At 60.6% G+C, this 23,031-nt stretch carries 24 protein-coding genes; 9 read left to right on the top strand and 15 right to left on the bottom strand.

Features of this window, described 5'->3' with window-relative positions:
• Both hfq and hflX read left to right on the top strand, forming a co-directional pair.
• On the top strand, window positions 1-237 hold the full coding sequence (gene hfq, locus ABD815_RS14335; RefSeq protein ID WP_319251118.1) for an RNA chaperone Hfq: 237 nt from the start codon (window positions 1-3) through the stop codon (window positions 235-237).
• Window positions 238-1,524 carry a GTPase HflX gene (gene hflX, locus ABD815_RS14330; protein WP_344848204.1) on the top strand — a complete coding sequence of 429 codons (1,287 nt, stop codon included), beginning with the start codon at window positions 238-240 and terminating at the stop codon, window positions 1,522-1,524.
• Between the two features lie 6 nt (window positions 1,525-1,530).
• Here the strand turns inward: hflX and ABD815_RS14325 are convergent, their stop codons facing one another.
• Window positions 1,531-2,058, bottom strand: a complete 528-nt coding sequence (locus ABD815_RS14325; protein WP_425549873.1) for a sugar O-acetyltransferase — start codon at window positions 2,056-2,058, stop codon at window positions 1,531-1,533.
• Between the two features lie 26 nt (window positions 2,059-2,084).
• Entirely contained in the window at window positions 2,085-2,513 is a 429-nt protein-coding gene (locus ABD815_RS14320; RefSeq protein ID WP_344848199.1) for an RbsD/FucU family protein, read from the bottom strand.
• A gap of 125 nt (window positions 2,514-2,638) precedes the next feature.
• Between ABD815_RS14320 and ABD815_RS14315 the strand changes: the two genes are divergently transcribed.
• Window positions 2,639-3,028, top strand: coding sequence for a hypothetical protein (locus ABD815_RS14315; protein WP_344848197.1), 390 nt, complete (start codon window positions 2,639-2,641; stop codon window positions 3,026-3,028).
• A gap of 42 nt (window positions 3,029-3,070) precedes the next feature.
• Here the strand turns inward: ABD815_RS14315 and ABD815_RS14310 are convergent, their stop codons facing one another.
• On the bottom strand, window positions 3,071-5,530 hold the full coding sequence (locus ABD815_RS14310; protein WP_344848195.1) for a penicillin acylase family protein: 2,460 nt from the start codon (window positions 5,528-5,530) through the stop codon (window positions 3,071-3,073).
• Window positions 5,531-5,615: 85 nt separating this feature from the next.
• Here ABD815_RS14310 and ABD815_RS14305 point away from each other — a divergent pair, with 85 nt between their 5' ends.
• From ABD815_RS14305 to ABD815_RS14295, 3 genes are all read left to right on the top strand, one after another.
• Window positions 5,616-6,488, top strand: a complete 873-nt coding sequence (locus ABD815_RS14305) for an NAD(P)-dependent oxidoreductase (RefSeq protein WP_344848193.1) — start codon at window positions 5,616-5,618, stop codon at window positions 6,486-6,488.
• A 205-nt stretch (window positions 6,489-6,693) separates the two neighbouring features.
• The gene (locus ABD815_RS14300; RefSeq protein WP_344848191.1) at window positions 6,694-7,398 is read left to right on the top strand and encodes an RlmE family RNA methyltransferase; all 705 of its coding nucleotides are present in this window, start codon (window positions 6,694-6,696) and stop codon (window positions 7,396-7,398) included.
• A 93-nt stretch (window positions 7,399-7,491) separates the two neighbouring features.
• Window positions 7,492-7,968 carry an RrF2 family transcriptional regulator gene (locus tag ABD815_RS14295; RefSeq protein WP_344848190.1) on the top strand — a complete coding sequence of 159 codons (477 nt, stop codon included), beginning with the start codon at window positions 7,492-7,494 and terminating at the stop codon, window positions 7,966-7,968.
• A gap of 12 nt (window positions 7,969-7,980) precedes the next feature.
• Here ABD815_RS14295 and ABD815_RS14290 read toward each other — a convergent pair whose 3' ends face one another.
• Complete coding sequence (locus ABD815_RS14290) at window positions 7,981-8,835, bottom strand: helix-turn-helix domain-containing protein (protein ID WP_344848188.1); 855 nt, start codon at window positions 8,833-8,835, stop codon at window positions 7,981-7,983.
• Between the two features lie 90 nt (window positions 8,836-8,925).
• On the opposite strand from ABD815_RS14290, the gene pobA reads away from it, so the two are divergent.
• The gene (pobA, locus tag ABD815_RS14285; protein WP_344848185.1) at window positions 8,926-10,104 is read left to right on the top strand and encodes a 4-hydroxybenzoate 3-monooxygenase; all 1,179 of its coding nucleotides are present in this window, start codon (window positions 8,926-8,928) and stop codon (window positions 10,102-10,104) included.
• Here pobA and ABD815_RS14280 read toward each other — a convergent pair.
• The 5 genes from ABD815_RS14280 to pcaD form a co-directional block, all read right to left on the bottom strand.
• Complete coding sequence (locus ABD815_RS14280; RefSeq protein ID WP_344848183.1) at window positions 10,101-11,153, bottom strand: 3-carboxy-cis,cis-muconate cycloisomerase; 1,053 nt, start codon at window positions 11,151-11,153, stop codon at window positions 10,101-10,103. The genes pobA and ABD815_RS14280 overlap by 4 nt on opposite strands.
• A 63-nt stretch (window positions 11,154-11,216) precedes the next feature.
• Complete coding sequence (gene pcaG / locus ABD815_RS14275; protein ID WP_344848181.1) at window positions 11,217-11,816, bottom strand: protocatechuate 3,4-dioxygenase subunit alpha; 600 nt, start codon at window positions 11,814-11,816, stop codon at window positions 11,217-11,219.
• Between the two features lies 1 nt (window position 11,817).
• On the bottom strand, window positions 11,818-12,546 hold the full coding sequence (gene pcaH / locus ABD815_RS14270) for a protocatechuate 3,4-dioxygenase subunit beta (RefSeq protein ID WP_344848179.1): 729 nt from the start codon (window positions 12,544-12,546) through the stop codon (window positions 11,818-11,820).
• The gene (gene pcaC, locus ABD815_RS14265) at window positions 12,539-12,925 is read right to left on the bottom strand and encodes a 4-carboxymuconolactone decarboxylase (RefSeq protein ID WP_344848177.1); all 387 of its coding nucleotides are present in this window, start codon (window positions 12,923-12,925) and stop codon (window positions 12,539-12,541) included. Before pcaC ends, pcaH begins: the two co-directional genes overlap by 8 nt.
• On the bottom strand, window positions 12,922-13,704 hold the full coding sequence (pcaD, locus tag ABD815_RS14260; protein ID WP_344848176.1) for a 3-oxoadipate enol-lactonase: 783 nt from the start codon (window positions 13,702-13,704) through the stop codon (window positions 12,922-12,924). The genes pcaC and pcaD overlap by 4 nt, the downstream gene beginning before the upstream one ends.
• A gap of 74 nt (window positions 13,705-13,778) precedes the next feature.
• Between pcaD and ABD815_RS14255 the strand changes: the two genes are divergently transcribed.
• Complete coding sequence (locus ABD815_RS14255; RefSeq protein WP_344848175.1) at window positions 13,779-14,693, top strand: LysR substrate-binding domain-containing protein; 915 nt, start codon at window positions 13,779-13,781, stop codon at window positions 14,691-14,693.
• A gap of 5 nt (window positions 14,694-14,698) precedes the next feature.
• Here the strand turns inward: ABD815_RS14255 and pcaF are convergent, their stop codons facing one another.
• The 3 genes from pcaF to ABD815_RS14240 are packed head-to-tail and all read right to left on the bottom strand — an operon-like array spanning window position 14,699 to window position 17,300.
• Entirely contained in the window at window positions 14,699-15,898 is a 1,200-nt protein-coding gene (gene pcaF, locus ABD815_RS14250; protein WP_344848173.1) for a 3-oxoadipyl-CoA thiolase, read from the bottom strand.
• Window positions 15,899-15,903: 5 nt separating this feature from the next.
• Window positions 15,904-16,584 (bottom strand): 3-oxoacid CoA-transferase subunit B, encoded by a 681-nt coding sequence (locus tag ABD815_RS14245; protein WP_344848171.1) that lies wholly within the window; start codon window positions 16,582-16,584, stop codon window positions 15,904-15,906.
• Entirely contained in the window at window positions 16,581-17,300 is a 720-nt protein-coding gene (locus tag ABD815_RS14240; RefSeq protein ID WP_344848169.1) for a 3-oxoacid CoA-transferase subunit A, read from the bottom strand. Before ABD815_RS14240 ends, ABD815_RS14245 begins: the two co-directional genes overlap by 4 nt.
• A 131-nt stretch (window positions 17,301-17,431) precedes the next feature.
• On the opposite strand from ABD815_RS14240, the gene ABD815_RS14235 reads away from it, so the two are divergent.
• Window positions 17,432-18,190, top strand: coding sequence for an IclR family transcriptional regulator domain-containing protein (locus ABD815_RS14235; RefSeq protein ID WP_344848167.1), 759 nt, complete (start codon window positions 17,432-17,434; stop codon window positions 18,188-18,190).
• Between the two features lie 5 nt (window positions 18,191-18,195).
• On the opposite strand, the gene ABD815_RS14230 is transcribed toward ABD815_RS14235, so the two are convergent.
• From ABD815_RS14230 to ABD815_RS14220, 3 genes are all read right to left on the bottom strand, one after another.
• Window positions 18,196-19,119, bottom strand: coding sequence for an AfsR/SARP family transcriptional regulator (locus ABD815_RS14230; protein WP_344848165.1), 924 nt, complete (start codon window positions 19,117-19,119; stop codon window positions 18,196-18,198).
• A gap of 187 nt (window positions 19,120-19,306) precedes the next feature.
• Entirely contained in the window at window positions 19,307-20,131 is an 825-nt protein-coding gene (locus ABD815_RS14225) for a hypothetical protein (protein WP_344848163.1), read from the bottom strand.
• Window positions 20,128-23,007: a trypsin-like serine peptidase gene (locus ABD815_RS14220; RefSeq protein ID WP_344848160.1), complete on the bottom strand. Its 2,880-nt coding sequence runs from the start codon at window positions 23,005-23,007 to the stop codon at window positions 20,128-20,130. Before ABD815_RS14220 ends, ABD815_RS14225 begins: the two co-directional genes overlap by 4 nt.
• Between the last annotated feature and the right edge of the window lie 24 nt (window positions 23,008-23,031).

The raw sequence follows: 23,031 nt of genomic DNA, 5'->3' as shown, positions 1-23,031 counted from the left end.
ATGGCTGCCGACAAGCAAAACCTGCAAGACGCCTTCCTCAATCACGTCCGGAAGACAAAAGTTCCTGTTACGATATTTTTGATCAACGGGGTTAAGCTGCAAGGCGTAATTACCTGGTTTGATAATTTCTGTGTTCTGCTGCGCCGCGATGGTCAATCGCAACTGGTGTACAAGCACGCAATTTCGACTATTATGCCGGCTCAACCCATCAATCTTTACGACGGCGAAGAGTCCTAATTGCTCGAACACGAGACCCGACCCACGCGCGCGTGGGTCCTCCATCCCGATATCACTTCCAACCGCACGCGCCGTGATGCGACGAGCGGGCTGGAAGAAGCTGTGGCGCTTGCGGCCGCGCTCCCCAATCTCGAGGTTGTGGGAAGTGAAATCGTGCGACTTCCGAAAATCCAGCCGGGCCATTTGTTTGGCAAGGGCAAGATCGAGGAACTGAGGCAACGCCTTCAGGATGCCGACGTCGAGCTCGTGCTCGTGGACGGGCCTGTGACGCCCGTTCAACAGCGCAACCTCGAGAAGGTGTGGAAGGTCAAATTGCTCGACCGCACGGGTCTCATTCTCGAAATCTTTTCCGATCGCGCACGGACCCGCGAGGGCGTGTTGCAGGTCGAAATGGCCGCTCTGTCCTATCAGCGCACGCGTCTGGTGCGGGCGTGGACCCACCTTGAACGCCAGCGTGGTGGTCTCGGGTTTGTCGGTGGTCCCGGTGAGACGCAGATCGAAGCGGACCGTCGTGCCATTGATGAACAACTCGGCAGCCTGAAACGTCAGCTCGACAAAGTGGCCAAGACCCGCGAATTGCACCGTGCCTCGCGCGCGAAGGTGCCGTTCCCGATTGTCGCGCTCGTCGGGTATACAAACGCGGGAAAATCTACATTTTTCAATAAGGTAACGGGCGCGGACGTCTTTGCCAAAGACATGCTTTTTGCTACGCTGGATCCGACGATGCGGTCACTGGTTTTGGAAACCGCGCATGGCGGTGATCGCGAGATCATTCTGTCCGACACTGTGGGGTTCATTTCCAACCTGCCGACCCAACTCGTGGCCGCGTTCCGCGCGACACTCGAGGAGGTGTTGGACGCGGACCTGATCCTGCATGTGCGCGACATTTCCCATCACCAAACAGATGAGCAGGCGGCAGACGTGCTCAAGATCCTTTCCGATCTAGGCATCAAAGAAAACGCGCCGATGTTCGAGGTCTGGAACAAGATCGACCTGCTCCCAGATGAAGCCCGGGAAGCACGGCTCGCACGGGCGGGCGAAGAGGACGATAAGTTCGCCATCTCCGCTGTGACGGGCGAAGGGATCGATGATCTTCTGGCGGCGGTTTCAGCCTACTTCGAAGACGACAAGATCGAGCGCGCGTTCGTTGTGCCCTATGCGCAGGGCAAAAAGCGCGCGTGGCTCTTTGAGGAGGGCGTGGTTTTGTCCGAAGAAGCGGGGGAGGACGGCTATGCGATGCGCGTGCTGTGGACCCCGCGTCAGGAAAAAGAGTTCCGCGATATCTGATCGGGTTTAGCCGATCACGCGGGCCGGATTGCCAGCAACCTTGGCATCGGCAGGCACATCTTTGGTCACTACAGAACCCGCGCCGACAATTGCCCGATCGCCAATGCTCACGCCCGGCAGGATGATCGCGCCGCCCCCGATCCAGACATCTGCCCCGATGCGAACCGGCAAAGCGCGTTCGATCAGCTGCCCGCGTTTGACGGGATCGCGGTGGTGGTCGGCGCAATAGATTTGCACATTTGGGCCGAGCATTGAGCGTGCACCAATCTCCACGCGCGCGGAGTCCAGAACCACGCAGCCCACGTTCATGAACGCCTCTGTTTCCATGTGGATGTTGAAGCCGTAGGTGCAATGGAACTGGCCCTCAATCAATGCGTTTGGCGCGAATGTGCCAAGGAGGGCGGCCAGTTTGGGCCCGGCACCTTGGCGCGCGGCGGGATGGAGGGTGTTGTGTTCATGCACGGCATCAAAGGCGGTTTGGCGCAGGGCTTCGATTTCAGGGTCGAGACAGCAATACCAATCCCCCGCCAGCATTTTGGCACGCTCGGTCAGGGGCGCGCTCACGCAATGACGCCTTTTTTGAGAATGATATTTCCATAGAGGCGTTTCTCACCGGTTTGCACGACGACGAAGGCCTTGCGGGCGATGTCGTAGAAGTCGAACCGATCCACCGTCGCGATCTTAGCGGGGTTATCCGCCGTATTATCGATGATGGTTTGGAATTCATTGACCACATCGGGAATGCTGCCTGGTTGTCCAACGACGGCCATGACGCGCGCGGCATCGTCCACAAAGGTATCGAGCGGCAAGAGCGTCAACACGGCTTCGAGGATGTCGGTCGCGCTCATTCCATCGCAGCGCACGACCCGTTGTCCCATGCTTTGCGCCGGAAAATTGGCATCGGCAATGACGACGTCGTCGCCATGCCCCATGGCCGCGAGCGCGTGCAGGAGATCGGGCGGCAGGATCGGGGGGATATTGTGCAACATGAGGTGGCTCCTTTCATCGGGACTGTAGGCGCGAAAGCGGGTGGCTGGCTAGAACCCACGGTGAATTCTTGCGCGTGATCATTTGGTGGCTTCCCACACAGGTTCTTTGGTCGCTACAAAGGCGCATGGGACAGTCATTTTCAAAATACACTTTGGCGTTGGGTTTGGCGGCTCTGGGGCATGTTGCGCCAGCGATCGCGCAGGATGTGGTGCGCTGCGGCGCGTTGGTCACGGTTCACGATGTCACCATCGCGATCGTTCGCCCCTGTGAAACCGGCGAGAGTTATTCGGTTGCCTCTGATGACTTCACGCTGACCCTGACACCGGGGCCGAAAGGGGCCACGCTCGAAATTGCGCCGCGCAAATACGTCTTTTTGAACGGCGAAAACGAGGCGTTGGTGCCATTGCCGTCCGAGGGCGCGCGATTGGGCATTTTCGACAGTTTCAGCGCGTCATACGTGGCCGAGGGCGAAAACGATCCGATCGGCTATGTCACGGGGTGGAGCGGACAGTAGGTCGACATCACGCTGCGCGATCCATCGCAGTCGCCACGCAGGCTAAGGTGCCGGGTTGAGGTGGGTGACACCGACCCCCGCAGCGCGTGCCAGTTCGGGGTCGAGCGACATCGGAACATATTCACCGCGCCGCCATAGCTCGCCCAGATCGTCGTAATAGCGCGACAGGGGATGGCCGGATTGTCCGGTTGGAACCACAAAAACAGAACTGTCGGGGTCGGCAAAGTCATAAACGCCGCGATAGGCGGCAGCGTGCACATTGGCAAAGGGTTCGGGCCCTTCGCCTGCCGTGACACCGCGCATCAGGGTGTGATCGCCACCGGATGTGGATTGGCGGATGTTCACGACCCATTTGAGGAATGGCGTATTGCCCAGAACGGGATGGTCGAATTTGGCCACATGCGCATCGCCCCACCGCAGTGATTCCAACGCCGTGCCATAGTTCTCACCAATCCAGACCAGCGCATCGTCTAGCGCGAGGCGGGCCACATCGGCGCAGCTTTCGACCGCAGCCGATTGGATCACATTGCACCACACCGAGGCGCCGCCGATGTCGCGGTAGACCCGTTCGATGAACAGCGGCTCGATATGGGTAAAGGCATGCGACAGTGGCCCAAGTTCGTCACGGATCAACCGGTCCTGTAGCGCGCGCATCCATGCCGAGTAGATCAGGGGTTCGGGGAGATGTTCGTTCATTTCCCCGTTCCATTCCGCAAGCAAGGACAAAGCGGTCTGGCGTTGGCGTTCGGGCGTGCCCTCGGGCGCGGCTTCGCCATTGAACCACAATTCAGCGCCGACCAGCGGCAGGACCGAACGCGCGGAGAATGACACAATGTCCGTCTGCGCCTCGATGAAGCTTTCGCGGGTGTGGACTTCGCGGCTCTGCATCAGCCTGCGCCATCTCTGAATGCGCTGGGTGTCGCCCCAGTGGAATGACAGGTGGTCAGGGAAGGGGGCGTCGATGACTTTGTTGTTCGTGTTCCCCAACAGGCCGTCGTTGCCCCCCCGAAACAGGGGCATTTGCGACGGCAGTCTCCAACCAGTCCACCGGTTTGTGGCGATCCAGCCGGGCGAGGGGATGCGGCCCTGACTTTGGTGGTCTGCGTCGCGACGCGGTGCGCGACCGATCATCGTCATGGCAACTGCGTCAGGTTCGCTCAGCACGAGGTTCAGCGCAGGGGCGGTGAAATCTTTGGAGACGTTCAGGGCTTTTGCAATGCCACCGGATGTCATCAGGCCGATCAGGGCCGTCAGTGACCGGTCATCGCGCGCGGTCGCGGTCCATGCCACGCTGACCACATGCCCGGGCGGTGTGATGGTTGCGACGTTATAGGCCGCAGGCGGGAGGACAGGACCATTTTCGGTCCATCGTAGCGTGAGCGTTTCAGGTGGCGCGTCTTTCACCTGAATGATCGAGGCCTTGGTTTTGAACGGTGCAAACCCGTCGGGGGTGGCGTAGCGGTCGGGATTTTCTGGATCGAGTTTTTCGATGTAGAGATCTGCATCATCCAGATAGGCCGCAGTGACACCCCAGCCAAAGTCTTCGGACCGTCCCGAGACGATGCCGGGGATGCCGGGAATGGACGCCCCGATGACACCACCGGTCGAGAGTTCGAGGCGCGCCAGATACCAAGCACCGGGGGCCGAGAGCGACATATGGGGATCATTCGCCATGAGCGAGGCACCTGACGCAGAGCGACCGGGGGCTGCCGCCCAGACGTTGGAGGCCCCGCCAAAGGGCGCGGACGCGAGGCCTGCGAAATCAAATTGCGTGGGGCTGTCGGGTGTGAAGGCGGGCACATCGGGGAACAACGCCGCGTAGTCGGGGAGGAGGGCCACACCGGTACCCGGCGCATCGGGCAGGATGTCTGCGACCCGCTCAGGGGGCAGGATGAGGGAGGTGCGCGCCCGCAAAACTTCCGCAGAGACCTGCGTGGACATCTGCACGGCTGCGAGTTTCAGGATCGCGATGGAATCCACGGGCCGCCAATAGGCGATTTCTGTTGGAAAGAGGAAGAACTCCGGCGCACCACGCCCGCGGGCGCCATCGTTCACCTGTGTGATCCATGCATTCACGCCGCGCGCATAAGCCTCTAGCGCGGCGCTCGCCTCGGGCGATTGGAGCGGGGCAGAGGCCTCGGCCGCATCATAGAGCGCCAGTCGACGCATCAATTCATCGGTGGGCAGCGTGCGTTTGCCAAAGACCGCCGAGAGTTTTCCCTGCGCGGTGCGCCGCATCAGCATCATCTGGAACAGACGGTCCTGCGCATGGGCGAATCCGAGGCCGAAATAGACGTCTTCGTCGGAAGCGCCAAAGATATGGGGCACATTTGCATTGTCGCGCGCGATCTCGACGGGGGCAGTGATTCCATCGACGTTCAGCGTCGCGTCGTAGTCAGGGAGCGAGCGCGAGGCGAGCCAATAGACCATCCATAGCACAATCCCGAGCAGGATCAGGCCGGCGGTCACGAGACGAAGCAAAATGCGAAAGGCGCGGGCCATGATTGGGAATGCTGTTGACGTTGGAAAAGAGGCGTTTACGGTTCTGGCCTCGTCTTAAACCACATCGCATGAGCGGGGGAAAGCCATGGCAAAGGTCGCATTCTTGGGTCTGGGAGTAATGGGGTATCCCATGGCCGGACACCTCGAAACCGCAGGGTATTCGGTTACAGTTTACAACCGCACCGCAGCCAAGGCCGACGGCTGGGCTGCGAAACACTCGGGAAATATGGCGCAGACACCGCGCGAGGCCGCGCAGGGTTGTGATTTCGTGATGGCCTGCGTGGGCAACGACGATGATCTGCGCTCTGTCTGCATGGGGCCGGATGGTGCCTTTGCGGGCATGGCGGAGGGCGCAGTATTTGTGGATCACACTACGGTGTCGGCGCAGGTGACGCGCGAATTGGCGGCCATCGCGGCGCAAAGTGGCATCGGCTACGTCGACGCGCCTGTGTCGGGCGGACAAGCGGGGGCGGAAAACGGTCAGCTTGCGGTGATGTGCGGTGGGGCGGAGGATGATTACGCGCGCGCCGAGCCTGTCATGCAATCCTACGGCAAGGTCGTGAAGCGGCTGGGTGAGGTCGGTGCCGGTCAATTGACCAAAATGTGCAACCAGATCGCCATCGCCGGATTGGTGCAGGGGCTTTCGGAGGCATTGCATATGGCCGAGCAGGCGGGTCTCGACGGGGAGGCCGTGGTCGATGTGATTTCGGGCGGTGCCGCGGGATCGTGGCAAATGGTCAACCGGCATAAAACCATGCTCGCCGATGAATTCGAACACGGGTTTGCCGTGGACTGGATGCGCAAGGATCTCGCCATCTGCCTCAAAACCGCCGACGATGTGGGGGCTTCTCTTCCAGTGACCGCATTGGTCGATCAGTTCTACAAAGATGTGCAAAAAATGGGCGGCGGACGGTGGGATACATCGAGCCTGATCAAACGGCTGCGCGTCGAGAAATAGCGGTAAGGGGCGACGCCTGCCCATTGTCAGCCCTGACGAGGACGAGGCGCTTCTGCGGGACGCAGGATTCGACGATGTTCGTCTTTTTTACGCCGGATTTACATTTCGTGGCTGGGTTAGCTATGTTACCTGATCGCGATGCTCGGAAGGCTCGTTGACTATCCATCCGTCTTTGCCTGTGCTCGATAAGAAAGGATCTCACCCCATGCCGCCTAAAAAATCGTCCGGTCGTGGTGCGCGTGATCTTCGTGTGAAGGTAAAATCCGCGCGCGGCCGCAAACTCAGCTCGACGCTCTGGCTCGAACGCCAATTGAACGACCCCTACGTGAAACGCGCGCAGGCGGACGGCTATCGCGGGCGTGCAGCGTATAAAATTCTCGAGATTGACGACAAATACCGCTTTCTCGTGCCCGGCGCGCGGATTGTCGATCTCGGCTGTGCGCCGGGCGGATGGTGTCAGGTTGCGGTGAAGCGTGTCAACGCCCTCGGCGAGAAGACCGACAAACGCGTTGGCACTGTTCTGGGCGTCGACCTGCAGGAAGTCGAAACCATTGCCGGCGCAGAAATCCACCAACTCGACTTCATGGAAGATGATGCGGACGACAAGGTGAAGGAATGGCTCGGCGGGCAGGCGGATGTCGTCATGTCCGATATGGCGGCGGCTTCTTCGGGTCACAAACAGACCGACCACCTGCGGATCATCGCGTTGTGCGAAGCAGCGGCGTATTTCGCCTTTGACGTTCTCAGCCCCGGTGGCACCTTCGTGGCCAAGGTCCTCGCAGGCGGCGCGGAGGGCGATTTGCAAAAGCTGCTCAAGCAGAAGTTCGAAAAGGTGTCGAACATGAAACCACCCGCGTCGCGCTCCGATAGTTCGGAGAAATTCGTCGTGGCGACGGGTTTTCGCGGCTAAAGCGTCCACTACGGGGCGTTTCCTGATTCAGATCAACGTGATCCTGCCTGAGGCATGGCTTTTTGGGGAAACCTCGTCAGGGAGCCCCGATCCATGCGTTTGACTATGCGTACAAATCTCGCCATGCGCGTCTTGATGGCCTGCGCGGTCAACGATAGGCATATGGTGCGCCGTGCCGATATTGCCCGCGTGGCGGGTGCGTCGGAGAACCATTTGGCACAGGTCGTCCATCACCTGTCCCTGCACGGGTTTGTTGATACGATCCGGGGGCGCTCGGGCGGAATGTCTTTGGCCAGACCCGCCGAGGAGATTTCGATCGGGCAGGTGTTCCGCCAATTCGAAGATGTCGTGCCTTTTGCGGAATGCTTCTCGCGTGGTGAAAACACATGTCCGCTGGCGGGGGCCTGTCGTTTACGCGTCGCCCTCAAATCCGCACTGGATGCGTTTTACAGCGAGTTGGACGGCATCTCTCTGGCCGATCTGGTGTGTGATAATGCGGCTTTGGAGGCACTGCTCGCCTTGCCCCAAACCGCGCCGCGGTTTGCGATGGAATGTGCGCCAAGGCATTAATGTGGGGTGTTCTTAGCTGGTTTCACCCGACACGCGCGCGCGATACTGGCTCGGCGTTTCGCCAATGCGTGCGCGAAAGCGGCGCGAAAAATACGGTGGATCCATGTAGCCAAGCCTATAGCCCACTTCGCCAATCGGCAGGCGGGTGAAGGCGATCTGGCGGCAGGCCTCTGTCATCACCGCAGTTTCGAGATAGGCCGTAAGGCTCATCCCGCGCGCCGTACGAACAAGGCGGTTCAGGTGTCCGGCGGTCATTGAAAGTTCGCTCGCATAGTCGCGCGCGCACCATCCGTCCGTGACATGATCCGCGATGAGGGCATCCAGGCGCATCACCTGGGTGCTTGCGGGGCTACGCGCGGGCGTTGTGGCGCTGTCATCGGCCAGGTTTGCGAGAATGGCGTGGGTCAGCGAGACCAGTCGCGGTGCGCGAAATGTGCCAGCACGGGAGAATGCGTCGTTCAGGCAGGACAGGAGTTGAGCCGTGTCCGTTCCCATTGACCCGCGCTGCGGGGTGGCGAGCCACTCGGTCAGGGCAGCACTGCGCGGCCCGAGTCGCGACACAACCGGCGAGGGCACGGATAACACAACGCCTTCGGTGCCCGTCGCAAAGGTGAATCCATGCACGATACGGGGCGGAATATATAGGAAAACGCCTGATTTTAGGGTGGTTTTGCGCCCGTCGAGCGTGACCTCGGCGTGTCCGTTTTCAATGTGGAAAATCTGCGCCATCTGGCTGTGTCGGTGTGGTGTGATTGTCCATCCGTGCGGTCCGGCTCGGTCGTGAATTCGTTCGACATGGACTACGTCCGGAAAGGAAGTGGTTTCTCCGAATAGATTGAAGTTGGGCACGTTCTGCGGCTGTGTCATGCCCGAAAAATACCATCGAAGGCCGCATGCGTCCATTCGAAACGCGACGTGCGGCTGATAGGTTGGGTGCAATCCGAAAAGGAAACGCACATGACCCATTTCAAAACCCAAGTCGCCATTATCGGCGGTGGCCCATCGGGCCTGCTGCTGTCCCAACTGCTCAATAAAGCCGGCATCGACACGGTGGTTCTGGAGCGATCCAGCAGGGCGCATGTGTTGTCGCGTATTCGCGCAGGTATTCTCGAATGGGGCACGGTCGATTTGCTGCGCGAGGCCGGTGTCGGCGCGCGGATGGATGCAGAGGGCTATCCGCACGACGGGTGTTACCTGTCGGATGATGACCTGATGGTGCATATCGATTTTCGCGACCTGACCGGCAAACAGGTGATGGTCTATGGCCAAACCGAGGTGACGACGGACCTCTACGCCGCGCAGGACGCTATGGGCACTACGATCCTTCATGGAGTCGAGGATGTGAGCATCCACGACCTCGAACAGGCGCAATCCTTCGTCGAGTTCACCCATGACGGTGCGCGCAAGCGCGTCGATTGTCTCTATGTGGCGGGCTGTGACGGGTTCCATGGGGTGTCACGCAACACAATCCCCGAAGAAAAGCGGCGCGCGTTCGAGCGGGTCTACCCCTTTGGATGGCTCGGCATTCTGTCCGAAGTGCCGCCCGTCAATGATGAGCTGATCTATTCGAATTCGCGCCATGGCTTTGCTTTGGCCTCGATGCGCAACGAAAATCTCGTGCGCTATTACGTTCAGGTGCCGCTCACGGACAAGGTTGAGGATTGGTCGGATCAGCGGTTCTGGGATGCCTTTACACAGAGAATTCCGGCCGAGGCTGCCGCGCGCCTCATTACCGGTCCGTCGATTGAGAAATCGATCGCGCCGCTGCGCAGTTTTGTGTCCGAGCCGCTGCGGTGGGGCAATCTGTTCCTCGTTGGGGATAGTGCCCATATCGTGCCGCCAACCGGTGCAAAGGGGCTTAATCTCGCGGTGTCGGATGTCTACTATCTTCACCGCGCGCTGATCGAGGTGCTCACAGGGCAGGGTGCGGCTGGAATTGATGACTATTCCAATCGCGCGTTGGCGCGGATTTGGAAGGCGATGCGGTTCAGTTGGCAAATGACGACGATGTTGCACCAGTTTGATGGCGAGGACGCCTTTGCCGCGCAAATGCGCAAGGCCACGCTGAGCCATTTGGCAAACTCGCAAACGGCGCGGCGTGAACTGGCCGAAAATTACATCGGGTTGCCGTTCTAACGCGTTCCGATACGGTCGATTTTCTGCGTCATGTCGATAGCCACGGACAGAGCGCGTGCGGTGGTCATCAACATCTGTGGCAGCACCATCCACTCCAACGTCCAAGCGGTGCCCGAGCGTTCCTGTTCATGGATCACGGCGTGATGCATGGCGGACACCTGCACGGCATTGAACCGTGCCAGTGTGACGAGGAGTTCGGCGGAGATCGGGTTCTGTTTATGTGGCATCGCCGACGAACCACCGCCGCCCGACAGCGCGATTTCGTCGATCCCCTGTTGCGCCATCAGCGTCACATCCAGACCCATCTTGCCCAATGTCCCGGTGATGAGGGACAGGAAGGACGCGTATCCCGCGATCCCGTGACGCATGGCATGCCACGCCTTGTCGGTGGCCGCGAGGTCGAGTTCCTTGGCCACGTGGTCCACGACCGCTGCGGCTTTGTCCCCGAGCGCTTTTCGATCCCCCGATGCGCCGCCAATCTGCACCTTTTCAACGTCGCGGCGCTTTTGGTTCAACGTGATGAGGTGGTCGGCGATGGGCAGGCGCCATTCCAGAACGCGCTCGCGCACGGCCATGGTGGTCGCCGCCTGCATCCGCGTGCGCCCCATCATGTTATTGTCGCCGAACCGCACCTCAAGGTCGCGCAGGTGACGTTCCAATTCCTCGAGTCGATCAGAGATCAGGATTGAGGCCTCACGCAGGGACAGAACCAGTGCCGTGTCCACAACGTCCTGCGAAGTCGCGCCTTTATGCACGGCATTCGCTGGCGCGATTGTTTTGAGGTGTTGCACGAGGGCAGGGACAGGCACACCGTCGCTCGCCATGCCCCGTTCCAGTATAGCGGGGTCGATCGTCGCGTTCTCAATCGCCTCGGCGGCCTGCGCGGCGTCATCGGCATCAAACAATCCCGCAGCCCCGCAGGCACGGCTCCACGCCGCCTCAAAGGCGAGCATATGGGCCAACTGGCGCTCGGGCGCGAGGACCGCCGCCATTTGCGCGTCGCCAAAGAGGCCTTTGAGCCAGGGGTGTTCGAACACGGATGTCGTCATCTTGCGAAGTGCCTTTTGCGGCCCGTCACCACGATCACGTGTCGCAGCCGCCCGGTTGTGAGTTCACAGATCAAGAAACACCGTTTCACCGGCCCCTTGCAAGCGGATGTCAAAACGATAGCTACCATCGCCGGTCTTCTTGGCAATGAGCGTGTCAACGCGCGGGCGTTGTTCGATCCGCGACAGGATTGGGTCGTTTTCGTTGTCCTCATCGTCGAAATAGATGCGGGTGTTGAGACCGATGTTGATCCCTCGCGCGGCGATCCAAAGCGAGATATGCGGGGCCTGCATGCGGCCATCGCGCATCGGTGTCGCGCCCGGTTTGATGGTGCGCAGTGTGAAAAGCCCGCTAACCGCATCGGCGGCAAAGCGGCAAAGGCCACTCACATGCGGGTCTGCGCCTTTTTGCCCCGGGTATTTGCCATTTGCATCCGCCTGCCAGCTTTCCAAGAGCGCATCGCGCAGCGCCCAACCGGTGCCATCGATGACCTCGCCGGTGATTTCGATCACCTGACCCTTTGCGCCATCCGAAATGGGGGAGGCGGCGATCTCTTCATCATAGGTCGCGGGATTGCCCGCATAGGTCGGCATCAACCCGATGTGAACGTAGGGGCCGGCCGTTTGAGACGGGGTTTCCTGCAAAACATCCAGTTTCTGCACCATGTTACAGGCCCTCCAGTTTGTTCTCGAACATCGTCTGGCGGCGGCCGCGCAGCACGATATCGAATTTATACGCGAGATAGTCGAGAGGTCGCGATTTTGAGAAATCCAGCGGGGCGACGAGCCGGTCGAGGTGGCTGCGATCCTTGATCGTCGCGGCGATGGGGCAGTGGTCGATGAGCGGATCGCCCTCGAAATACATCTGGGTGATGAGTCGTTGCCCAAAGCTATGGCCGTAGACCGAGATATGGATGTGCATCGGGCGCCAGTCATTGCCACGGTTCGGCCATGGGTAGGCGCCGGGGCGGATGGTTAGAAACTCGTAGTAGCCGTTTTCATCCGTGATCGTGCGACCGCAGCCGCCAAAATTGGGGTCGAGCGGGGCGAAATAGGTGTCCTTTTTATGCCGATACCGCCCGCCTGCGTTGGCCTGCCAGATTTCGACCAGCGTATGCGGCACAGGACGGCCACGTTCATCGAGGACGCGACCATGCATCAGAATGCGTTCACCCACAGCAGGGGCTTCACCTTTGGAAAAGTTGAGGATCAGATTGTTGTCGAGCGGCCCGAGTTTGGTGTGGCCAAAGGTCGGACCGGTTTCCTCCGAGATCGTGCTTTCCAACGACAGCAAGGCTTGATGAGGCGCGCGGGGAACCGATGTTTTATAGTCGGGGTCGTATGGAACAGGATGGATCGCGCGGTTTCGCGGGATCAGGGGACCCAGATCAGTCATTTTCACGTTCCTCCATCTCGGCGTAGGTTTGTTTAGCGAGTTTTAAGGCATGGTTGGCCTTGGGCACACCTGCGTAGATTGCCACATGCTGTAATGCCTCGGTGACGTCTTCCTTGGAAGCGCCGGTGCGTTCGGTGGCGCGAATGTGCATCGGGATTTCTTCAAAATTTCCCGTCGCGGCGAGGAGCGCGATGGTGAGCATCGAGCGTTCGCGGCGCGAAATGGCGTCTGAGGCCCAGACAGTTCCCCATGCGCTTTCGGTTATAAGGGTCTGAAATGGCAGGTCGATTGCCGTTTTGGCGGCTTCGGCGCGATCCACATGGGCATCGCCCAAGACTTCGCGGCGTGTCTTCATGCCTCTCTCAAATGTGTCGCTCACGATTGGGTCCTTTCGACAAATCCGGTGAGGGCTGCGGTAAAGGCCTCGGGGGCTTCTACCGCGGGCAGGTGTCCTGTCGTCTCGAAAATGATCAGGTCGCTGGCGGGCAGAATTTCGGCCAGCGCACGAACCACATTGGGGGGCGTTGCGAGATCATATGCGCCCCCGATCACGAGAGCCGGTTGGGTGATGTCCTGCATACGCTCGGTGATATCGGTGCCCGCAATCGCATCGCAGGTGGCGGTGTAGCCGTCGACATCACAATGGGCGAGCATGGTGCGCCACAGTGTCGCCTCCGGTCGGGCGAGAAAGTCGGGGCCAAACCAGCGCGGCAGGATTTTATCGGCCATGTCGGCCATGCCGTTCGCTCTGATTGCGTCGATCCGGTCCTGCCATGCCTCTGCTGTGCCCAGAACCGACGACGTGTTCGACAGGACAAGCGAGACGACGCGCGCTGGTGCGATCAGGGCAATATGTTGGGCGATGAGCCCGCCAATGGAGCAACCCACGATGATCGCGCGTTCAATACCCGCATGATCCATCGCCGCGATCACATCGTTTGCCAGATCGGGGATCGTGTAGCCTTCAGGCGCGGTCGAGCTGAGGCCATGGCCACGTTTGTCCATGCGCAGGGTGGCCCAGTCATGGGGCAGGCGTGAAATGACATCGTCCCACATCCGCAGGTCAGTGCCCAATGAGTTCACGAACACGAGCGCGGGGCCCGTGCCCTGCGAGCGCTCAAGATTCATGACGCCCCAATTTGTGGTTAATGCTTCCATGGGTCTCCTCACCGACATGATGGCATAACTTTTCTCTTTGTATGCATACTAATTCATGCCAAAACCATAACCAAATGAATATACCAAATGGCATGAAGCTGCGCCACATCGAGGCGTTTCTGGCAGTGGCGCGCTCCGGCACGATCACGGCGGCGGCTCAGGCGCGTCATGTGTCCCAGCCTGCGCTTTCCAAAACCCTGTCGGAACTCGAAACACTGCTCGCCACCAAATTGTTCGATCGCACGGGGCGTCGCGCGGTTCTGACACCTGCGGGCGAGAGTTTTCGCGCGCATTCCATGGTTGCGATTCAGAGCCTCGAAAAGGGCGTGCGCGACATTGGCGGCGAGGGACCGGGGGATCTGGTTAAGGTCGGCGTGTTGCCAACCGTCGCGGGGGGCATCTTCCCGTCTGTGGCTTTGGAAATGGCGCGACTGCGGCCCGAAGTCCGCATCGGGGTGATGACTGGACCGAACGCCTATCTGATTGACCTTTTGCGGGCGGGGAAGATCGATTTGATGGTCGGTCGTATGCCGCGCGCATCCGATATGCCGGGTCTGTCGTTCGAACATCTCTATGACGAACCGATTGTGATGGTGGGTCGCGCAGGGCACCCCGCGATGGGCATGGATGCGCGTCAGGCGATTGCGAAATACCCGCTCATCCTGCCGAACCCGGGCGCGATTATCCGCAAAACGGTGGACCAGTATATCGCGGCTATGGGGGCCACGGATGTCAGGCCCGCGTTCGAAACCGTTGCTTTGCCGGTCGCTCTCACGCTCCTCGAAAGCTCGGACATGCTGTGGTTTATCTCGCGCGGTGTCGTCGCACGCGAGATTGGGAACGGTGCTCTTGTCACCCTCGACTTGAAAGCCGACTACATGGCGGGGGCCGTGGGGATCACGCGCAAATTTGCCTTTGGCGGTGACAGTCCGGCGGACCTGCTGGCGCGGCTATTGCACCGCAAGGCGGCGCAATCCGACGCAATTTAGTGACTTCACACCGCTTCCAGCGCGATCGCGATGCCTTGGCCCACGCCGATGCACATGGTCGAGAGTGATTTTTCGCCCGGTTTCAAATCCAACATGGCCGTACCTGTGATGCGTGCGCCCGACATACCGAGCGGGTGACCCAATGCAATGGCGCCCCCGTTCGGATTTACCCGCGGGTCGTCATCGGCGATCCCGAGCGCGCGCAGGGTGGCGAGCCCTTGGGAGGCGAAGGCTTCGTTGAGTTCGATGACGGAAAAGGCGTCCTGTGTCAGGCCGAGCCGCGCGAGCAGTTTTTGCGACGCGGGGGCAGGGCCGAACCCCATGATGCGCGGCGCCACACCGGCGGTCGCGCCGCCGAGGACTTTCGCGATTGGTGTAAGCCCGTGGTGCTTGACCGCCGCCGCAGAGGCGAGGACCAGCGCCGCTGCGCCATCATTGACACCGGATGCATTGCCGGCCGTCACGGTCCCGTCGGCTTTGACAAAGGTTTTGAGGTTTTGCAGGTCTTCCAGCGTCGTCTGCGGGCGCGGGTGTTCATCGCTATCCACAACTGTCACCGCACCTTTGCGCCCTTTGATTTCGATGGGTGTAATTTCGCGCGCAAGGCGGCCATTGGCCATGGCGATGCCGGCCTTTTGTTGAGAGCGCCACGCAAATGCATCCTGATCCGCGCGGGAAATACCGAAGTCTTCTGCCACGTTCTCGGCCGTTTCCGGCATGGAATCGACGCCGTACTGTGCCTTCATCAGTGGGTTCACAAAGCGCCAGCCGATGGTGGTGTCATGGACTTCGTTGCTGCGCGAAAAGGCAGCGGTGGCTTTGGGCATCACGAAGGGCGCGCGCGACATGCTTTCGACGCCGCCGGCGATGATCAGATCGGCCTCGCCGGATTTGATCGCGCGGGCCGCCGTAATGACCGCATCCATGCCCGACCCGCACAGGCGGTTCATCGTGGTGCCCGGCACGCTATCGGGCAGGCCGGCCAGAAGCAAAGACATGCGTGCGACGTTGCGGTTGTCTTCGCCCGCCTGATTGGCGCAGCCAAAGATCACCTCGTCGATGGCCGCCGGATCCATGGTCGGATTGCGCTCCATGATCGCGCGCAACGGGATCGCGCCAAGATCATCGGCGCGCACCGAAGACAGAGCGCCGCCGTAGCGACCGATTGGCGTGCGGATGTAGTCGCAAATGAAAACGTCGGCCATGGTGGTTACTCCAGTTCGGGGGCGCAGAGGTCGGCGACATCGCCGTCCACAAAGAGCGGCGCATCGGTGAGCGCCTCCAATTCGTCAAACGAAATCGACGCCAGCTTTTCACGCAAGACAAAGCGTGCATCGACGATGTCGATCACCGCAAGCGATGTATAGACCCGCGATACACAGGCTACGCCCGTCAAAGGAAATGTGCAGGCGCTGACGAGTTTCGGTTTGCCATCTTTTGTAACGTGATCGGTCACAACGGCGACGCGTTTTGCCCCATGTACGAGATCCATCGCACCACCGACCGCCGGCACCCCTTTGGAGCCGACGCGCCAATTGGCGAGGTCGCCGTTCTGGGCCACCTGATAGGCCCCGAGCACCGCGAGATCGAGGTGGCCGCCGCGCACCATCGCAAAGCTGTCGGCGTGGTGGAAAAAGGACGCGCCGGGATCAAGCGTGATCGCCTTTTTGCCCGCGTTGATAAGGTCCCAGTCCTCTTCGCCCGGCTCGGGTGCCTTGCCAAACCCCAAGACGCCGTTTTCTGTGTGATAGGTAACGTCACGGCCCTCGGGCTGAAACTTGGCGATCATTTCGGGAAAGCCGATGCCGAGGTTCACGTAGGATCCGTCTTCAATATCCTGCGCGGCGCGCCATGCGATCTGGGCATTGGAAAGTTTTTGAATCGACGTCAATGGACCACTCCTGCGCGCACGAGCACTTCTTCTTGTTGGGGGGTAGGTACTTCGACCACGGCGTCGACGAAGATGCCGGGTGTGATGACCTGTTCGGGGTGAATGTCGCCGGGACTGACCAAACGGGAGACCTGCGCGATGGTTCTGTTCGCGGCCATGGCCATGAGCGGATTGAAGTTGCGCCCTGCGAGGCGGTAGGTCAGGTTGCCCACCGTGTCGCCGGTCTCGCCCTTGATGAGTGCGACATCGGCCTTTAGCCAGAGTTCGCGCACATACATTTTCCCGTCGAATTCCTCGGTCGGCTTGCCGATCGCGAGGTCGGTGCCGTAGCTCGACGGGGTGAAGAAGGCCGGGATGCCAGCACCGGCGGCACGGATGCGTTCGGCCAGCGTTCCCTGAGGAACGAGCTCCAGGTCGATCTCGCCGGCAAGGTATTTTTCGTTGAAGGCCTCCGCGTTCGAGGAGCGCGGGAAAGAGCAGATCATTTTGGCGACCATGCCTGCCTTGATCATCGCCGCGATGCCAATGCCGCCGTTTCCGGCGTTGTTGTTGATCACGGTCAGGCGTGCGGGGCTGCCGGTCGCGCGAAATCGGTCGATCAAGGCGTGGATCAACTCGACAGGGGCGCCAGAGCCGCCAAAGCCGCCGATCATCACCGTCGCGCCATCTTCAATGTCGGCAATCGCATTCTCAAGCGAGGGGAGAGTTTTATCCATTTGGGGCTCCGTTTTGGGCGCCGTATCGGGCTGAGTGAAATTTTAAGGTGTTCTAGATCAGCGAGCGTGCCCTGCGGAGTCATTTTGTGCGCATGTTGACATTTGTTCATCTGTAGCGCCAATCTGTGCGCATGTTGAACAAATCCACCGATAGAATTGCATCCCTCGAAAAGGGACTTCGGGTTCTTGAATGTTTTGGCGATCAAACGCCACGGCTGACCATCACCGACGTCGCTCATCAAACGGGACTGGATCGCGCGACGGCGCGTCGGTGCCTTTTGACGCTGCATGGGGCGGGATATGCGGATTACGATGGCAAGTTTTTCACGCTCACGCCGCGAGTTCTGCGCCTCGGGATGAATGCGATTTCCGCGCTGCCTTTGCCGCAGATCGTGCAGCCGTGGCTGGATCAGTTGACCGAACAAATCGGCCAGAGCTGTTCGGTCGCTCTGCTCGATGGGACGGAAATTGTCTATATCGCCCGGGCGGCGCAAAAGCGGGTGATGTCGATCGGGTTGATGCCGGGATCGCGCCTGCCGGCACATTGTACGTCCTTGGGGCGGGTTCTGTTGGCCGCGTTGCCCCGTGAAGCGGCTTTGCGGGTCGTGGAGGCCTCTGATCTCACGCCACGCACGCCCTTCAGTATCACCACGCTCGACGGGGTCATGGAGAGTATCGATGACGCGCGCACGCATGGCTATGCCTTCATCGATCAGGAGGTGGAGGTCGGGCTGCGTTCGCTTGCCGTTCCGCTGCGCGATACGCGCGGTGCGACGGTCGCGGCGCTCAACACCGGGATGGCTTTTACGCCTGAAAGCAGTGAAGAGGTGATCGCAGCCTTTCTGCCAAAGCTACTGACAGTTCAGGCAGGTCTGGAACGGTCGATCTAAGCCGCTCAATCCGGATCGGGGATACGCCGCAAATCGCCACTCACCCCTTCGAGCCAATTCCGCGCGGTGTTGATATTGGACAGCGCGAGGTCGACCTTTTGCGCGGTGGTGTGTCGCCCGACTGGGCGGGGGATCGAGGTGGCCGCCAGTTTTTCGCTATGCGCGCGAGAGACCTCGGGATTGACCGCCAGAATTGTCTCCTGCACGCGCCGCGTTTCATCCATCGGCGCGACGCCGAGTTCCTCGCGCAGCAATTGCTCACACAGTGCGTATTGGCGCAGCGCCAAGGCGCGGTTGCCGTTGTGGAAATGGCAGCGCATCACAGCGCGGTGCACGTTTTCCATGAGCGGGTCGAGCGCCAGAAGATCGCGCGCATAGCCCAAGGCCCCGCTCCATTCTTTGCGCGCCATGGTCGCCCGCAACATGAACTCCAACGCAGCGGTGTGTTTGGCGCGCAGGTTTTCACGCCACAGCAAACACCAATCGGAATAGACGCTTTCGAGCAGGTCGCCTTTGTACCGTTTGATCGCGTGTACCACGGTGGTGCAATGTTCATCCTTCGCGCCATCGGGTGACACCGAGTTGACGACATTCATAGCGGCACTCAAATCATCCACATCAAAATGGTGGTCAGGTTGGCGCACGTATCCGATCTCGCGCTGGGATCGTTTGATCGACGCACCGACATCCATGCCGACGGCCTCCAATGCACGGCACAATCGCCAGAGTTCAGTGTTCAAAGCTCGCCGGCCGCGGCTTTCGGGGAGATGTGGCCAAAAGCTCTCGGCGAGTTGGGCGCGCGGAAACTGTCGACCCGCTTCCAAAAAGAGAAAAACGAGGAGCTCTTCGCCCCGCTGGGTTCGAATATCCGCTTTACGCCCATGAACGCCGGTGACGCTCATCGAGCCGAGTATTGAAACATTGATCATGTGCGTTCCAGCCTTGGTTGGGCCGATGAACGCGGGTTGGTTCCCCCCAGCACCGCGCCAGGGAAGGGTCGGTGCAGGGACGATTCGTTGCAACGTGCGAAAACCTTACCTTGCAGGTTACGCGGTAATTCGCTTACCTTACGTCACTTTTGGCGCTTTCGCCGCTCTTATCGTGCGGGGGTGTTTGCTACGGCTTGCGCATCGAGAACGCCATTTTGTGCTCCTGCCTGCTCTCCCCTTCACCCACGGCGACCGAATAGCCTGCATTGTCGATGTCGTAGCCTTGCGACATCGCGAAGAGCAGGACCGTGCCAAAGGTGATCAATCCCAAAGCGACACAGGCAGCGGCGATCAGGGCGAGCGAAACACCGAGGGCCAGGGCCGCTTCACCGACCCCGCCGCCGACAGCAAAAGGTCGTGTGCCAGAGTGGTAAGCGTCCTCAGCGCCGATGATTTGCCCGCCCCGTTGGATCACCTGTTCGTAGAAAGCCTCCGCCAGCGGACCGTCGATGGCAAAGTCTACCGGCGCGCCTTGTTCGACCAAGGCGCGCATCCTCTTGTCCGCACCGGCCTCGGAAATCGGCACGACGATCACCGGCGGGGTTGCGTCTGCGGAGGCATAGATACGGAGCTGGAACGTGACTTTTCCCATCGGTTTGGGATGCGACCAACGCACGGTGACGCGCGCCGATCCTGTGGCGCCGATTGCGGGCTTTGCATCGATTTCGGCACCCGCAAGCGCAGAGGCTTCGGTGATGGCGAGATCACAAAGCGACAGTTGCAGCCCCTCTGGAATGTCGAACAGGAATTCTTCGGTGCCATCTTCGATACCGGGCATCTGCAGGAAACCGCCTGTGTCCTCAAAGCTGCGGGTGGCTTCAAAGATCACTCGGTTTTCTCCCGCGTCGGGAGTCTGTTGTTCGGGACCGGCCTCGGTTCCCGTCCCGCTGTTGTCGAGCGTGAGCGCGCGGATCGTGCGCTCACCGGCGGGACGGGGCGAAACCGCCGTCAAAAAAGGCGGTTGGCAAAGGCCTCCGCCTGTTGCGGGGTCGCGCCACTGGCGATTGCCTGCTCAATGAGCGCCTGTCTCGCGCCGGTCAGGCCGGTGGGCTCCGGCGCGGACATCATGCGCCCGTAGCGGCGCGATCGGGTGCCGAGCGCCAGTGTGGTCGTGGTGTCGATGTTCTGCACATACCCTTCGACGAGAGAGGCCACGGGGATGCCGACCGATACGCCGACTTCGAAGGTCATGCCGATCACACTGCCTTGGGTATTCAGGATCACATGCGCCCCGATGGGGACATCCACGAGACCTTCGTCGAACCAGCCGACTGTCGCCACGGAGCCGCCGATGGAGGATGACTGGCCGCCAAAGTTTTCCGGACCACCGGAAACGACGGTGAGTTGGGCACTGACACCCGCCGACCAGATCCATCCCATGATTTCCGAGGTTGAGCCATAGAACCCGATCCGGTTGCCGGGGGCGAAAACGATGCCAAAGCCCGCCGACCCGCCACCGCCACCACTGAGCGCGGTGAGGCCCCCCGAGAGGGCAGGGCCGACGCCGACCGTGACATTGAATTGGTCACAGAGTTCCAGAATGCCATGCAGCCCGGCGAATTGGGCGAGGAAAACGCCAGAGGCAGCAGGGCCTGCGGCGGCGCTCAGAGCGGCGCTGATACCGGCCATGAATGCCTCGGCTTCCCACCCCGATAGAATCTCGGCCCCCGGTAGGTGCACAGACGTTCCGCCGAGGCTGTCACCCAGATCAAGCGGTCGAGTAACCGTGCGGTTCATCCAGCCATGGGACGGGCGGGATGTGGAGAGCGAAAAGGAACCGACCCGCCCGCGCCGTTGCAGTCCGGAGGCGTCGAGCGGCGGGTTCACGGCGAGTTGGTCTTCGAACAAATGCAACATATTCCCTGACAATCCACCCGCCGATGCACGTCCATTGTCGGTGAGCAGGGGCGAGGTCGCATTGCGGCTCATGCCCGCGACCCGACCCAGATCCGTCGAGCCGGCGGACATCAGATGGCCCGCACCACTGTGTTGGACAAAGTTTCCCATTGTGAAGTGGCCCGTTTCATGGGCCGCGATGTAGCCGATTGTGCGACCCCAAGCGCGCGCGATCATATCCATGTCGCTGGCCGCGATACCTCCGGCGGCAATAGCGCTATCGAGGGCGGCAAGGTCAGGGAAGGCCGGATCAAACCGGTTGATCAGGATGCGGGTGAGCGCGTGATTTTCCAGCGGTGGATCCATTTCCCCGATCGCATGATTGCGGCCCAAGGCGCCTGCGGGATAGGGCGAATCAACCCCGTCGATGCGCGATTGTTCGGGATCAGTGACCTCGCGGCCCACGATTTCCGCGTAATAGACATAGGGTTGCACCTCGACCCCGCCGGGATAATCCATGGAGGACGACAGCCCCAGATGCAGGGGCAGGCTGTCACCGGGAAAGACAAAACGGATGTTCACGTTGCGATAGAGGTGACGCATCATTTCCTTGGCTTCGGCGTAGATCGCGGCTTTGCGCGACCCCAATCCGATCGAGGTCAGAAAGGCGTCCGTTGAAGGATCAATCGAGACGAGAATGAACTGCGGCGAGATCACCATGTATTTGTTGCTCTCGACCGTTGTGCCCGAGGCATCCTTGACGCTCACATCAATCGCGGCGGGCCCGGGTTCATAACATTGCAGCGTCACCGAGGTGCCGCGCGCCGAGTGGCTCGTCCCCGTGCCGGTCTTGATTTTGATCTTCGATTTGTCGAGGTCGTGGGGGATGTTCCAATGCACCGACCCGCCTTGCGGCATATTGGGCACGCGCACGGAGAGGGTGGTTTCCCCCGAGAGGTCAAAGGAGGGATGCCCGAAGGTCCGTTTTGCCACGCTCATCCCGCCGGTGGCGGTTTCATCCACCACGATCCATGATCGCGACAACGCGCGCGACATGGTTGCGCTGGTGCCACGGCGTACCAATGGCAATCCGCCGACAACGTCGCGCGGGCGCGACACGATGGGCAAACCATCCGGTCCGACGCGTGTCAGAGGGCGCGATGTGCGCCGCGACAGGCCTTGCGCCAAGGACATGCGACCACCGCCTTCCGCCCAGTCGATTTTCTCGGGCGTGAGCAAAACGGCGCGGTTGTGCGTGTCATCCGAGGCAGAGATGTGGATACCCATCACCAAAAGGTCGCTGGGCGAATAGCCGCCCGAGCGGTTGTTGGAGAAATCGACAAAGGCAGGCGAGCCGGAGTTCCCTCCGAGTGTTTGCAGATTGTACTCCACAACCTCGCCGTTCATGGCGAGCCGACGGATGCGGTCGATGTCGAGGTGTTGGCGATCCGCCGCTGCCGCGCCGCCAAAACCGTAACCGCACACGGCGAGCGGGGTTTCGGGGACGGGTGAATAGTTGATGAGTTGGAAATACTGGCCGTTCGGGGGCGGCGTCGTGACGTGAATAACGCCCATATCAAAGGCCCCATCTTCGGTGGCCATGTAGTTCGGATGAACCTCCATATCGTCGCGCGTCGCCGAAAATGAGCCCAGGGTCGTGGACCCGTGCCGGCCCGGTTCGATGGTCAGCGTTCTGGCCTTTGCGCCCGAGTCCCATAGGTTGTGACCGCAGGTGAGGATCAGATCAGGCGCGATGTAGAACCCCGTTCCCTGATAGGTGTCGGGATCGCCGTCATAGGTCATCTCGAGCCGGCAGATTGCGGAAAACGGAAAGTATCCGGTCTCGTTTATGCCGGCCGTGAAGGATTCCCTTCGCTTCATGAATTCGATGATCTGGCCGATGACGCCAGAGACAGAAGTCGCGTCCACGATGGGGCCGACCTGTGCAAAGGGACGGGTGCGATAGCCGTTACGGAAATGATCGAGTGCCATGATGAGGCTCCTTTCGTCTGTTGG

Origin of the sequence: Celeribacter arenosi, from assembly GCF_039539485.1 — a bacterium.
Taxonomy (GTDB): Bacteria; Pseudomonadota; Alphaproteobacteria; order Rhodobacterales; family Rhodobacteraceae; genus Celeribacter; species Celeribacter arenosi.
The sequence above is the reverse complement of the archived record's forward strand: the minus strand, read 5'-3'. Positions and strand labels throughout refer to the sequence as shown.

Excerpts from the sequence above, each read along its gene's own strand:
- hfq (WP_319251118.1), top strand. The coding sequence starts at position 1 with ATGGCTGCCGACAAGCAAAACCTGCAAGACGCCTTCCTCAATCACGTC.
- ABD815_RS14325 (WP_425549873.1), bottom strand. The coding sequence starts at position 2,058 with ATGCTGGCGGGGGATTGGTATTGCTGTCTCGACCCTGAAATCGAAGCC.
- ABD815_RS14320 (WP_344848199.1), bottom strand. The coding sequence starts at position 2,513 with ATGTTGCACAATATCCCCCCGATCCTGCCGCCCGATCTCCTGCACGCG.
- ABD815_RS14315 (WP_344848197.1), top strand. The coding sequence starts at position 2,639 with ATGGGACAGTCATTTTCAAAATACACTTTGGCGTTGGGTTTGGCGGCT.
- ABD815_RS14310 (WP_344848195.1), bottom strand. The coding sequence starts at position 5,530 with ATGGCCCGCGCCTTTCGCATTTTGCTTCGTCTCGTGACCGCCGGCCTG.
- ABD815_RS14305 (WP_344848193.1), top strand. The coding sequence starts at position 5,616 with ATGGCAAAGGTCGCATTCTTGGGTCTGGGAGTAATGGGGTATCCCATG.
- ABD815_RS14300 (WP_344848191.1), top strand. The coding sequence starts at position 6,694 with ATGCCGCCTAAAAAATCGTCCGGTCGTGGTGCGCGTGATCTTCGTGTG.
- ABD815_RS14295 (WP_344848190.1), top strand. The coding sequence starts at position 7,492 with ATGCGTTTGACTATGCGTACAAATCTCGCCATGCGCGTCTTGATGGCC.
- ABD815_RS14290 (WP_344848188.1), bottom strand. The coding sequence starts at position 8,835 with ATGACACAGCCGCAGAACGTGCCCAACTTCAATCTATTCGGAGAAACC.
- pobA (WP_344848185.1), top strand. The coding sequence starts at position 8,926 with ATGACCCATTTCAAAACCCAAGTCGCCATTATCGGCGGTGGCCCATCG.
- ABD815_RS14280 (WP_344848183.1), bottom strand. The coding sequence starts at position 11,153 with ATGACGACATCCGTGTTCGAACACCCCTGGCTCAAAGGCCTCTTTGGC.
- pcaG (WP_344848181.1), bottom strand. The coding sequence starts at position 11,816 with ATGGTGCAGAAACTGGATGTTTTGCAGGAAACCCCGTCTCAAACGGCC.
- pcaH (WP_344848179.1), bottom strand. The coding sequence starts at position 12,546 with ATGACTGATCTGGGTCCCCTGATCCCGCGAAACCGCGCGATCCATCCT.
- pcaD (WP_344848176.1), bottom strand. The coding sequence starts at position 13,704 with ATGGAAGCATTAACCACAAATTGGGGCGTCATGAATCTTGAGCGCTCG.
- ABD815_RS14255 (WP_344848175.1), top strand. The coding sequence starts at position 13,779 with ATGAATATACCAAATGGCATGAAGCTGCGCCACATCGAGGCGTTTCTG.
- pcaF (WP_344848173.1), bottom strand. The coding sequence starts at position 15,898 with ATGGCCGACGTTTTCATTTGCGACTACATCCGCACGCCAATCGGTCGC.
- ABD815_RS14240 (WP_344848169.1), bottom strand. The coding sequence starts at position 17,300 with ATGGATAAAACTCTCCCCTCGCTTGAGAATGCGATTGCCGACATTGAA.
- ABD815_RS14235 (WP_344848167.1), top strand. The coding sequence starts at position 17,432 with ATGTTGAACAAATCCACCGATAGAATTGCATCCCTCGAAAAGGGACTT.
- ABD815_RS14230 (WP_344848165.1), bottom strand. The coding sequence starts at position 19,119 with ATGATCAATGTTTCAATACTCGGCTCGATGAGCGTCACCGGCGTTCAT.
- ABD815_RS14220 (WP_344848160.1), bottom strand. The coding sequence starts at position 23,007 with ATGGCACTCGATCATTTCCGTAACGGCTATCGCACCCGTCCCTTTGCA.